Consider the following 12362-nt stretch of genomic DNA (forward strand, 5'->3'; position numbering starts at 1 on the left):
TCAGCTCACCTTCAACAGCAGTAGCCGGTCGTCCTGGGCGTCCGGCTTGCCCCGCCCGTCCGTGTTGCTGGTGGTCAACACCAAAGTGTCGCCGCTTGTCGCCACCACTGTACGCAGACGCCCGTACTCCCCTTCGAAGAACGCCTGGGGCGACGCCGCCGGACGCTCGCCCCGCAACGGGATCCGCCACAGGGTCCGGCCCCGCAGGCCGGCCATCCACAACGCGCCTCCGGCGTACGCCAGGCCGCTCGGCGAGGCGGCCGCGGGCTTCCACTGCTCCACCGGGTCCACGAGCCCCGGCTTGCCGGCTCTGCCCTCGGCCAGCGGCCAGCCGTAGTCGCCGCCGGGCCGGACCAGGTTGAGCTCGTCCCACGTGTCCTGGCCGAACTCCGAGGCCCACAGCCGTCCGTCCGCGTCCCACGCCAGGCCCTGGACGTTGCGGTGGCCGTGGCTGTAGACGACCGAGTCCGCCCGGGGGTTGCCGGGCGCGGGCCGGCCGTCCGGGGTCATGCGGAGGATCTTGCCGCCGAGGGAGTCCAGGTCCTGGGCCAGGCCGCGCCGTCCGCTCTCGCCCGTGCCCGCGTACAGCATGCCGTCCGGGCCGAAGGCGATCCGGCCGCCGTTGTGGACCGGCCCCTTGGGGATGCCGCGCAGGATCGTGTCCGGCGCGCCCAGCCGCTGCCCCTCGGGCCGCGCGTCGTCGACGAGCATCCGTACGACGCGGTTGTCGGACTCGGTGGTGAAGTAGGCGTACAGCCAGTGGTCGGCGCCGTAGCCGGGCGAGAGGGCGAGGCCGAGCAGGCCGCCCTCGCCCGCCGCCGCGACGCCGGGCACCGTGCCCAGCTCGCTCTGCCGGCCGTCCCCGGCCCCGACCCGGACGATCCGCCCGGTGTCCCGCGAGCCGACCAGCAGGTCCCCGCCGGGCAGGACGGCAACGCCCCAGGGGGAGTTGAGCCTCGTGGCGATCGTCCGGACGACCTCGGCCGAGCCCTTGGCGGGGGCGGCGGAGGCGGACGGGCCGCCGGTGCCCGCGGTGCCGGCCCCGGTGGACGGCGAGCCGTCGTCCGAGCAGCCCGCCAGGAGCAGCAGCGCCGAGGCGGCCGCCAGCGCGGCCCTGACGGTGGCGTTCGGGGTTCCTCGCACGGTGCGGTCCTCTCGCCGGAAGCCGGGCGGAGCGGGGCAGGACGGTCGAACTGTCGCCTCCCGCCCTTTCTACACCCCCTCAGTCCCAGGAACCCATGGCCTTGGGCAGCGCCGCGATCTCGGCCAAATCGCCGGCCCCGAGGCGCAGTCCGGCGGCGGCGGCGTTCTCCACCGCCCACGCGGCCTTCTTCGTCCCCGGAACGGGCACCACGTGCCGCCCCTGCGCCAGCACCCACGCCAGCGCGACCTGGGCCGCCGTGGCGTCGTGGCGCCGGGCGACCCGCCGCAGCCCGGCGACTATCGGCTGGTTGGCCGCCATCATCTCCGCGGTGAACCGCGGGTGCCGGGCCCGGACGTCCTCCGGCTCGAAGCCCTGCCCCGGGGTGAGCGTGCCACTGAGGAAACCATTCCCCAGGGGCATGGCGGCCAGCAGTCCCACGCCCCGCGAGGCGCACCAGGGCACCAGCCGGTCCAGCGCCTCCCGGGACCACACCGAGAGCTCCGCCTGCACGCAACTGACCGGGAAGACCTGCTGGACCCGCTCCAGCTGGCGGATCGTCGTGTCGTACATGCCCGCCGCCGCCCCCGCCGACGAGCCGAACCTGCGCTGCGCGCGGGCGCCTATCGCGCACCACCCCAGCGCGCGGACCTTGCCCGCCGACACCAGCTCCGCCATCGCCCCCCACGTCTCCTCGACCGGCACCTCGGGGTCCGGCCGGTGCAGCTGGTAGAGGTCGATCACGTCGGTCTGCAAGCGGCGCAGCGAGGCGTCGCACGCGCGCTTGACGTAGCCGGGCCGTCCGTTGGCCACGACGTGCTGCTCTCCCACCAGCAGCCCGCACTTGGTCGACACGAACGCCTCCGCGCGCCGCTCCCGCAACACCCGCCCCACCAGGAGTTCGTTGGTGAACGGCCCGTACATGTCGGCCGTGTCCAGCAGGCTCGCCCCCGCGTCCAGGGCCGCGTGGACCGTGCGCAGCGCGCCCTCGCCGCTCTGCTGGGAGGCGGTGTACGCCCAGTGCATCGGCATGCACCCGAGACCGATCGCCCCCACTTCGAGCGCCGCCGCACCGATTGTCCTGCGCTCCACCGGCCGTACCCTCCCGTTCCTCGCCCCCCAAACTAACGTCTGGTCCTGGGCTGTCTTCGCATAGCCTCCAGACATGAGCGCAGATCACAGCGGTTCCGCCCGACCCCTGGCCTGGTTGCCGATGCCCCCCGAGGAGATCGGGGAGCTCCCCGGCCAACTGGAGTACGCCTGCTGGAACGGCGAGGCGGAGTTCCCCACGGATCCCGCCCGCTGCGTCTTCTACGCGGTCCCGTACCTCAAGGGCCACGAGGTGAGCGTGCGCCCCCTGCCGCTCATGCCGCGCCTCAAGGTCGTGCAGTCCCTCATGGCGGGCGTGGACGACTTCCTGCCCGCCCTCGCCTCGCTGCCGCCGGGCACACGGCTGTGCAACGCGCGCGGGCTGCACGACGCGAGCACCGCGGAACTGGCCCTGACCCTGGTCCTCGCCGCGCTGCGGGACATCCCCGGGTTCGTCCGGGCGCAGGACGCGGGGGAGTGGCGGCAGGAGTTCCGGCCCGCCCTGGCCGACAAGTCGGTGCTGATCGTGGGCTACGGCTCGATCGGCGCCGCCATCGAGGACCGGCTTGTGCCCTTTGAGTGCGCGCGGGTGGTGCGCGTCGCGCGCTCCCCGCGTACCACAGCACGCGGCCCGGTCCATCCGGTGACCGACCTGCCCGAACTGCTGCCCGACGCCGACGTCGTGATCCTCTCGACCCCGCTCACCCCGCAGACCCGGGGCCTGGTTGACGCCGCGTTCCTCGCCCGCATGAAGGACGGGGCCCTGCTGGTGAACGTCGCACGCGGCCCGGTCGTCGACACCGAGGCGCTCCTGGCCGAGCTGGGGAGCGGCCGCCTGCGCGCCGCCCTCGACGTCACCGACCCCGAGCCGCTGCCGCCCGGGCACCCGCTGTGGACCGCCCCCGGCGCACTCGTCACCCCCCATGTGGGTGGCCCTTCTTCGGCCTTCACCCCCCGTGCGAAGGCCCTCCTGCGCGATCAACTGGCCAGATTCGCACTGGACGAGCCTCTGCGGAATGTCGTAGCCACTGTGGACTGACAGCGGAGCGGTACCACGTAGAGGCACCATTTGGCTGCGCTGAGTATCCGTAATCCCGTAGCTAGTTACGCTATGTATATGAGCTATGTCCCTGAGTGACGAGTCTGGTGTATCGTCCCGACCGGGGGCTGCGCGGCGCACCACGGCGGCGCGGCGAAGGACCGGAACTCGAGGGGGGCGACGGGCGATGCACGGCCACTGGACGATCTACCCGACGCGGCAGGGGTGCCGACCACGGCTTCGGCGTCCGAGGCTCCACCGGCCGCGGGACCTGCGGCTCCACGGCCGGACGGGCGCCCGCTGCCTGGCGCCCCTGGCCCTGTGGCTCCCCTGGCTCGGTCTGCTGCGGACGGCGGCGCGGTGAGCGCCTCCGGAGCGGCCCTGACCCGTCGGCCCGGCCCCGCCGGGGGCCCCGGGGTGGTGCCCCAGCTCCTCCTCGCCCTCGTCTGCGGCGGCTACGCCACGGGCGCCGTCTTCGGCTGGGGTTCGGCCGAGATGGCGACCACCATGGGCGACTTCGGCCTCAGCGGGGCCGCGGGCCTCGCCGCCGCGTCCTGCTTCTGGTACGCGCGCGCACACAACACCCGCTTCCGGCCCGCCTGGCTGCTGTTCGCCGTCTCCTCCTCGATGGCCGGCTTCGGCAACGCGGTCTGGGGCTGGTACGAGGTCGTCCTCGGCCGGCCCGTGCCGAGCACGTCCCCGGCCGACTTCTGCTTCCTGCTGTTCGCGCCGCCGTCCATCATCGGCCTGCTGGTGCTCGCCCGCCGCCCCGTCACCCGGGCCGGCTGGGTCTGCCTCGGGCTCGACTCCTGGCTCATCGGCGGCTCGCTGCTGACGCTCTCCTGGAGCCTGGCCCTCGCCCACACCGCGCACTTCGCCGGCGAGACCGTGGCCCACGCCGCGCTGTCCCTGGCCTACCCGCTGCTGGACATCGTGCTGGTGTCCATGGTGCTGGCCCTGCACTTCAAGCGCTCGTCCGCCAACCGCTCCGCCATCAACACCGCGATCGCCGCCCTGGCCCTGACGGTGCTGTGCGACGCGCTGTTCACCTCACCGCTGCTGCGGGCGAACTACCGCTCCGGCCAGATCCTCGACGCCGGCTGGTTCGCGGGCTACATGCTCATGGCCTACGCCCCCTGGGTCGCCCGGGAGCAGGGCGAGGAGAGCGGCGCCCGGCGCGGGCGGCCCGTCCTGCAGCACCCCAGCCGCCCCATCGCGGGCTCGCTCGCGGCCCTCACCCCGTACCTGGCCGCGGCCGTCTGCACCCTGGGGATCCTCTACAACGTCCTGGACGGCCACCACGTCGACCGGGTCGTGCTCTTCACCGGCTGCACGGTCGTCCTGGCGCTCGTGGTGCGCCAGGGCATCATGCTGCTCGACAACATCTCCCTCACCCAGGAGCTGGCCCAGAAGGAGAACCACTTCCGCTCCCTGGTCCAGGGCTCCAGCGACGTCATCATGATCGCCGCACCCACCGGCATACTGCGCTACGTCAGCCCCGCCGCCGCGGGGGTCTACGGGCGCGACGCCGAGGAGCTCGTCGGCTCCGAACTGGCCTCCCTCATCCACCCCGAGGACCTCGGCCGGGTCGTCCACGAGGTGCGCCGCTTCCTCGCCGCGCCGCCCGCCGAGGAGCCCACCACCCGCATCGAGTGCCGCTTCCGCTCCGGCAGCGGCGAGTGGCTCAACGTCGAGTCCACCGTCAACCGCCACCACGGCGGCCTGATCTTCAACAGCCGCGACGTCACCGAACGGGTCCGCCTCCAGGCGCAGTTGCAGCACACCGCCGAGCACGACCCGCTCACCGACCTGCCCAACCGGGCCCTGTTCACCAAGCGGGTCCAGCAGGCGCTGGCCGGCCGCAGAGTCACCGACGCCGGCACCGCCGTGCTCTTCATCGACCTCGACGGCTTCAAGGCCGTCAACGACTCCGTCGGCCACCAGGCGGGCGACGAACTGCTGGTCCAGGCCGCCCGGCGGCTCCAGGACTCGGTGCGCGCCGGCGACTCCACCGCCCGCTTCGGCGGCGACGAGTTCGCGGCGCTCATCATCGGCGACGGCACCCGTGACCCCGCCGCCCGCGAGTACCGCATCCTGGAGGTCGCCGACCGGCTGCGGCTGACCCTCTCCCAGCCCTATCTGGTCGAGGGCGGCACCGAGGTCCGCGTCGCCGCCAGCATCGGCGTCGCCTTCGCCGAGCCCGACATCACGCCCGGCACCCTGATGCGCAACGCCGACCTCGCGATGTACCGCGCCAAGCAGGCCGGAAAGGGGCGCGTCGAGCTCTACGCCCCCCAGATGCAGGCCGACGTCGTCCGCCGCACCGAGCTGGCCACCCGGCTGCGCACCGCGCTGCACGAGGGCGAGTTCGCCCTGCTGCACCAGCCGGTCGTGGAGCTGGCCACCGGCCGGATCACCGCCGTCTCGGCCCAGGCCCGCTGGCGCTCGGCCCAGGGCATCCTCTTCACCCCCGAAGAATTCCTCCGGGTGGCCGAGATGGACCGCGGCGACGAGAGCGCCCGCACCGCCGAGCTGGGCCGCTGGACCCTGGAGAAGGCCGTCGAGCAGGCCGCCCAGCGCGCCCGCGCCGGCCACGGCGTGCCCGTGTACGTACGCCTGCCCGCCGCCCGGCTGCTGGACAGGTCCCTGCCGCCGAAGAACATCGAGGCGCTCGTGCTGCGCCACGACCTGCCCTCCGGCGCGCTCGTCCTGGAGCTGTCCGGCAGCGACCCGCGGCTGCCCCTGGACGAGCTGGAGCGCCGCCTGGCCTCCCTGCGCCGCTTCGGCGTCCGCATCGCCCTCGACGGCTTCGGCAGCGGCTACGCCGCCATGAGCGCCCTGCGGCGGCTGCCCATCGACGTGCTCAAGCTCGACCGGGGCCTGGTCGACGGCGTCGCCGAGTCGGCCAGGCTGCACAAGATCACCGCCGGGCTGCTGCGCATCGCCACCGACCTGGGCATGGACTCCGTGGCCGAGGGTGTCGACGAGCCCGAGCAGGCCCGCGTCCTGCGCACCATGGGCTGCACCCACGGCCAGGGCCTGGCCTTCGCGGGCGCGCTCGACGAGCACCGCCTGCGGCACGCCCTGGACCGCGGTCCGTACACCCTCCCGACCGATCCCTCGAACGAGGGAAACGGGGTGCTCGTCGGGGGTGCGCTGCCCGTACGATCCGGAGCGGTGGGTGGCCCGGGAGCCCTCGCGCATGCTCCATTGCGCTCAAATAATGAGACGCCCGTCCCACCCACTTGACACTGCGTACGGAGCAGAGGGAGGGTCGATGCCATGCGCACCCGAATTCTCGTACTTGGACAGCGCGTCGGCTGAAGCAGGCCGCTCACGACAGCCTGCTGACCACACCGGCGCGCTCCCCTCGCTTGCCTCACGGCACGAGGGGTTTTTTGTTGCACCGGCACCGGCGCCGGTGCTCACAAACCCTCCCAGACCGTCATCTGTCCACCCCATCGAAACCGTCGAATCCGAATCCTTCGAGAAGAGAAAATCGATGACAGAGCAGGCCACCGGGGCCCACCATCATCCTCAGCCGCGGGCCCGCGGCGGGGCGCAGCAGCAGCCCGCCCACGTCGAGCACCTCACGGGTGCGCAGTCCCTGATCCGCTCGCTGGAAGAGGTGGGGGCCGAGATCGTCTTCGGGATCCCCGGCGGCGCCATCCTGCCCGCCTACGACCCGATGATGGACTCCTCGAAGGTCCGCCACGTCCTCGTGCGGCACGAGCAGGGCGCCGGGCACGCGGCGACGGGATACGCCCAGGCGACCGGCAAGGTGGGCGTGTGCATGGCGACTTCGGGCCCGGGGGCGACCAACCTGGTCACCCCGATCGCCGACGCGCACATGGACTCGGTGCCGCTGGTGGCGATCACCGGCCAGGTCTCCTCGAAGTCGATCGGTACGGACGCCTTCCAGGAGGCGGACATCTGCGGCATCACCATGCCGATCACCAAGCACAACTGGCTGGTCACCGACCCCGCCGAGATCCCGCGGACCATCGCGGAGGCCTTCCACGTGGCCTCCACCGGGCGCCCCGGCCCGGTGCTCGTCGACATCGCCAAGGACGCCCTCCAGGCCCGTACGACGTTCGTGTGGCCGCCCCACACCGACCTGCCGGGCTACCGCCCGGTGACCAAGCCGCACGCCAAGCAGATCCGCGAGGCCGCCAAGCTGCTCGCCCAGGCCGAGCGGCCGGTGCTGTACGTCGGCGGCGGTGTGCTGAAGGCGGAGGCGACGGCCGAACTGAAGGTGTTCGCCGAGCTGACCGGCGCGCCCGTGACCACGACGCTGATGGCGCTGGGCGCCTTCCCCGACAGCCACCCCCAGCACGTCGGCATGCCCGGCATGCACGGCTCGGTGGCCGCGGTGACGGCGCTGCAGAAGGCCGACCTCATCGTCGCGCTCGGCGCCCGCTTCGACGACCGCGTCACCGGCAAGCTCGACAGCTTCGCGCCCCTGGCCAAGATCGTGCACGCGGACATCGACCCGGCGGAGATCGGCAAGAACCGCGCCGCGGACGTGCCGATCGTCGGTGACGCCCGCGAGGTGCTCGCCGACCTGATCGTCGCGGTCCGGGCCGAGCACGCCGAGGGCCACACCGGCGACTACGCCGAGTGGTGGGAGGACCTGAACCGCTGGCGCGAGACCTACCCCCTCGGCTACGACCAGCCCGAGGACGGCAGCCTCTCCCCGCAGCAGGTCATCCGGCGGCTCGGACAGCTCGCCCCGGAGGGCACGGTCTACACCGCCGGCGTCGGCCAGCACCAGATGTGGGCCGCCCACTTCATCGACTACGAGCAGCCGCGGACCTGGCTCAACTCCGGCGGCGCCGGGACGATGGGCTACGCGGTCCCGGCGGCGATGGGCGCCAAGGCCGGCATGCCGGACCACACGGTCTGGGCCGTCGACGGCGACGGCAGCTTCCAGATGACCAATCAGGAACTGGTCACCTGCGCGCTGAACGGCATCCCCATCAAGGTCGCCATCATCAACAACGGCGCCCTGGGCATGGTCCGGCAGTGGCAGACCCTCTTCTACAACCAGCGCTACTCCAACACCGTCCTGCACTCGGGCCCCGGGTCCGACGGCACGGAGGCCTGCGCCGGCACCCGCGTGCCCGACTTCGTCAAGCTCGCCGACGCCATGGGCTGCGTGGGACTGCGCTGCGAGGACCCCGCGGACCTCGACAAGGTCATCGCCGAGGCCAACGCCATCAACGACCGCCCCGTCGTCGTGGACTTCATCGTGCACCAGGACGCCATGGTCTGGCCCATGGTCGCCGCCGGCACCTCCAACGACGAGATCCTCGCGGCACGCGGCGTGCGGCCGGACTTCGACGGCATCGACGCCGACTGACCGCCGGCGGACCCGTCGACCGGACCGTCACCGCATTCCGAGACGAGAGGCTGAGAGGCCCCCTCCCATGACCAAGCACACGCTCTCCGTCCTGGTGGAGAACACCCCCGGCATCCTCGCCAGAGTCGCCGCGCTGTTCTCCCGCCGCGGCTTCAACATCGACTCCCTCGCGGTCGGGGTGACCGAGCACCCCGACATCTCCCGCATCACCATCGTCGTCAACGTCGAGTCGCTGCCCCTGGAACAGGTGACCAAGCAGCTCAACAAGCTCGTCAACGTGCTGAAGATCGTCGAGCTGGAGGACAGCGCGGCCATCCAGCGCGAGCTCGTCCTCGTGAAGGTGCGCGCCGACAACGAGAGCCGGTCCCAGATCGTCGAGATCGTCCAGCTGTTCCGCGCCAAGACCGTCGACGTCTCCCCGGAGGCCGTCACCATCGAGGCCACCGGCGGCAGCGACAAGCTCGGCGCCATGCTGAAGATGCTGGAGCCGTTCGGCATCAAGGAACTGGTGCAGTCGGGCACGATCGCCATAGGGCGCGGCGCCCGCTCGATCACCGACCGCAGCCTGCGGGCCCTGGACCGCTCGGCCTGACGGGCCGTGGCCCGAAGCCGTTCCGCATAGCGGTACCCGAAGACCTTTCCGCCCCCGCCCGTCATACGGTGGGACGTACCACCGGACACACCGGAAACAAGGAGATATCCACAGTGGCTGCCGAGCTCTTCTACGACAACGACGCCGACCTGTCCATCATCCAGGGCCGCAAGGTCGCGGTCCTCGGCTACGGCAGCCAGGGCCACGCCCACGCGCTGTCCCTGCGCGACTCGGGTGTCGACGTCCGCGTGGGCCTGCACGAGGGCTCGAAGTCCAAGGCGAAGGCCGAGGAGCAGGGCCTGCGCGTCGTCACCCCGGCGGAGGCCGCGGCCGAGGCCGACGTCATCATGATCCTCGTTCCGGACCCGATCCAGGCCCAGGTCTACGAGGAGTCCGTCAAGGACAACCTCAAGGACGGCGACGCGCTGTTCTTCGGCCACGGCTTCAACATCCGCTTCGGCTTCATCAAGCCGCCGGCCGGCGTCGACGTCTGCATGGTCGCCCCCAAGGGCCCCGGCCACCTGGTGCGCCGTCAGTACGAGGAGGGCCGCGGCGTCCCGTGCATCGCGGCCGTCGAGCAGGACGCCTCGGGCAACGCCTTCGCCCTCGCCCTCTCCTACGCCAAGGCCATCGGCGGCACCCGCGCCGGCGTCATCAAGACCACCTTCACCGAGGAGACCGAGACCGACCTGTTCGGCGAGCAGGCGGTCCTCTGCGGCGGTGCCTCCGCGCTGGTGAAGGCCGGCTTCGAGACGCTGGTCGAGGCGGGCTACCAGCCGGAGATCGCCTACTTCGAGTGCCTCCACGAGCTGAAGCTCATCGTCGACCTGATGTACGAGGGCGGCCTGGAGAAGATGCGCTGGTCGGTCTCCGAGACCGCCGAGTGGGGCGACTACGTCACCGGCCCCCGCATCGTCACCGACGCCACCAAGGCCGAGATGAAGAAGGTCCTGGGCGAGATCCAGGACGGCACCTTCGCCAACAACTGGATGAAGGAGTACCAGGCCGGCCTGCCCCAGTACAACCAGTACAAGAAGGCCGACGAGGACCACCTCCTGGAGACCACCGGCAAGAAGCTGCGCAAGCTCATGAGCTGGGTGGACGACAAGGAGTAGGGCATACCGGGCGGCGCCGGGCGGGACCTCCCGGCCGGCGCCGCCCGCCTTGTCCGCCGTGTACAGCCCCCCACGGGTGACGTTTCCGCAACGGCGCGAGCCGGGTCTTCCAGCCCCGATACACTGCGGAGCACAACGCGTCAGGCTCACAGCGTCGTGCGTCTTCCACGCGGCTGCCCCCTTCACCGCTTCGGCCGTCGGGACGGCCGTCCTCCCCCGTAGCCTTGACGGCACGGGAGGGACCCCCGCTGGACTAGTGAGGACTGAGACCACGTGAGCACTGCCTCGTCTCGTAAACCCGTCGTACTCATCGCCGAGGAACTCTCTCCCGCGACCGTCGACGCCCTGGGCCCCGACTTCGACATCCGGCACTGCAACGGCGCGGACCGGGCCGAGCTGCTGCCCGCCATCGCCGACGTCGACGCCGTCCTCGTGCGCTCCGCGACGAAGGTCGACGCGGAGGCCATCGCGGCCGCCAAGCGGCTGCGCGTCATCGCCCGCGCCGGCGTCGGCCTCGACAACGTCGACGTCTCCGCCGCCACCAAGGCCGGCGTCATGGTCGTCAACGCGCCGACGTCCAACATCGTCACCGCCGCCGAGCTCGCCTGCGGCCTGCTCGTCGCCACCGCCCGCAACATCCCCCAGGCCAACTCCGCGCTGAAGAACGGCGAGTGGAAGCGGTCGAAGTACACCGGCGTCGAGCTGTCCGAGAAGACCCTCGGCGTGGTGGGACTGGGCCGCATCGGTGTCCTCGTCGCCCAGCGGATGTCCGCCTTCGGCATGAAGGTCGTCGCCTACGACCCCTATGTCCAGCCCGCGCGCGCCGCCCAGATGGGCGTGAAGCTGCTGACGCTGGACGAGCTGCTCGAGGTCGCCGACTTCATCACCGTGCACCTGCCCAAGACCCCCGAGACGCTGGGGCTGATCGGCGACGAGGCGCTGCACAAGGTCAAGCCGTCGGTGCGCATCGTCAACGCCGCGCGGGGCGGGATCGTCGACGAGGCGGCGCTGGCCGCCGCCCTCAAGGAGGGCCGGGTGGCCGCCGCCGGCCTGGACGTCTACGCCTCCGAGCCGTGCACCGACTCCCCGCTCTTCGCGTTCGACAACGTGGTCGCCACCCCGCACCTCGGCGCCTCCACCGGCGAGGCCCAGGAGAAGGCGGGCATCGCCGTCGCCAAGTCGGTGCGGCTGGCGCTCGCCGGCGAGCTGGTGCCGGACGCGGTCAACGTCCAGGGCGGTGTCATCGCCGAGGACGTCAAGCCCGGTCTGCCGCTGGCCGAGAAGCTCGGCCGCATCTTCACCGCGCTGGCCGGTGAGGTCGCGGTGCGGCTGGACGTCGAGGTGTACGGCGAGATCACGCAGCACGACGTGAAGGTGCTCGAACTCTCCGCGCTCAAGGGCGTCTTCGAGGACGTCGTCGACGAGACGGTCTCATATGTGAACGCCCCGCTGTTCGCCCAGGAGCGCGGTGTCGAGGTGCGGCTGACGACGGGCTCCGAGTCGCCGGACCACCGCAACGTGGTGACCGTGCGCGGCACGCTGTCGGGCGGCGACGAAGTCGCCATCTCCGGCACGCTGGCCGGGCCGAAGAACCTGCAGAAGATCGTCGCAGTCGGTGACCACGACGTGGACCTCGCCCTCGCCGAGCACATGGCCTTCCTGCGGTACGAGGACCGGCCGGGCGTCGTCGGCACCGTGGGTCGCATCCTCGGTGAGGCCGGCATCAACATCGCCGGCATGCAGGTGTCGAGGGCGACGGAGGGCGGCGAGGCGCTGGTCGCGCTCACCGTCGACGAGTCGATCCCGGCGCCGGTGCTGGGGGAGATCGCGGCCGAGATCGGTGCGGTCTTCGCCCGTGCGGTGGACCTCACGGACTGAGGCCTTCCGGCCTCCCGGGACGTCCGCGGGCCCGGCCGCGCCCTCACGGGTGCGGTCCGGGCCCGCGGCCTGTCCGGGGTCCCCGGTGCCAGGCCCCGCCCCGGCCGGGTGGGGCCCTTCGTCCGTCCGCCCCGTCGGCGACGCCG

At 72.1% G+C, this 12362-nt stretch carries 8 protein-coding genes; 6 read left to right on the top strand and 2 right to left on the bottom strand.

Going from position 1 to position 12362, the window contains the following annotated elements:
- Nucleotides 1–1143, bottom strand: coding sequence for a PQQ-dependent sugar dehydrogenase (locus tag CYQ11_RS22350; protein ID WP_099201059.1), 1143 nt, complete (start codon nt 1141–1143; stop codon nt 1–3).
- A gap of 79 nt (nt 1144–1222) precedes the next feature.
- Complete coding sequence (locus CYQ11_RS22355) at nt 1223–2233, bottom strand: aldo/keto reductase (RefSeq protein WP_099201058.1); 1011 nt, start codon at nt 2231–2233, stop codon at nt 1223–1225.
- A 73-nt stretch (nt 2234–2306) separates the two neighbouring features.
- On the opposite strand from CYQ11_RS22355, the gene CYQ11_RS22360 reads away from it, so the two are divergent.
- The 6 genes from CYQ11_RS22360 to serA all read left to right on the top strand — a co-directional run bounded on the left by CYQ11_RS22360 (nt 2307) and on the right by serA (nt 12216).
- Nucleotides 2307–3269 (top strand): 2-hydroxyacid dehydrogenase, encoded by a 963-nt coding sequence (locus CYQ11_RS22360; RefSeq protein ID WP_099201057.1) that lies wholly within the window; start codon nt 2307–2309, stop codon nt 3267–3269.
- A 360-nt stretch (nt 3270–3629) separates the two neighbouring features.
- Entirely contained in the window at nt 3630–6518 is a 2889-nt protein-coding gene (locus tag CYQ11_RS22365) for a putative bifunctional diguanylate cyclase/phosphodiesterase (protein ID WP_099201056.1), read from the top strand.
- A 253-nt stretch (nt 6519–6771) separates the two neighbouring features.
- Nucleotides 6772–8631: an acetolactate synthase large subunit gene (locus CYQ11_RS22370; protein WP_099201055.1), complete on the top strand. Its 1860-nt coding sequence runs from the start codon at nt 6772–6774 to the stop codon at nt 8629–8631.
- A gap of 67 nt (nt 8632–8698) precedes the next feature.
- Nucleotides 8699–9223, top strand: coding sequence for an acetolactate synthase small subunit (ilvN, locus tag CYQ11_RS22375; RefSeq protein WP_099201054.1), 525 nt, complete (start codon nt 8699–8701; stop codon nt 9221–9223).
- A 113-nt stretch (nt 9224–9336) separates the two neighbouring features.
- A complete protein-coding gene (gene ilvC, locus CYQ11_RS22380) occupies nt 9337–10338 on the top strand; it encodes a ketol-acid reductoisomerase (RefSeq protein WP_099201053.1) in 1002 nt (333 codons plus the stop codon).
- A gap of 273 nt (nt 10339–10611) precedes the next feature.
- The gene (serA, locus tag CYQ11_RS22385) at nt 10612–12216 is read left to right on the top strand and encodes a phosphoglycerate dehydrogenase (RefSeq protein WP_099201052.1); all 1605 of its coding nucleotides are present in this window, start codon (nt 10612–10614) and stop codon (nt 12214–12216) included.
- The last annotated feature ends 146 nt before the right edge of the window (nt 12217–12362 follow it).

The sequence above is a fragment of the Streptomyces cinnamoneus genome (genome assembly GCF_002939475.1).
In the GTDB taxonomy this organism is placed as follows: domain Bacteria; phylum Actinomycetota; class Actinomycetes; order Streptomycetales; family Streptomycetaceae; genus Streptomyces; species Streptomyces cinnamoneus_A.

Excerpts from the sequence above, each read along its gene's own strand:
- CYQ11_RS22360 (WP_099201057.1), top strand. The coding sequence starts at position 2,307 with ATGAGCGCAGATCACAGCGGTTCCGCCCGACCCCTGGCCTGGTTGCCG.
- ilvN (WP_099201054.1), top strand. The coding sequence starts at position 8,699 with ATGACCAAGCACACGCTCTCCGTCCTGGTGGAGAACACCCCCGGCATC.
- CYQ11_RS22370 (WP_099201055.1), top strand. The coding sequence starts at position 6,772 with ATGACAGAGCAGGCCACCGGGGCCCACCATCATCCTCAGCCGCGGGCC.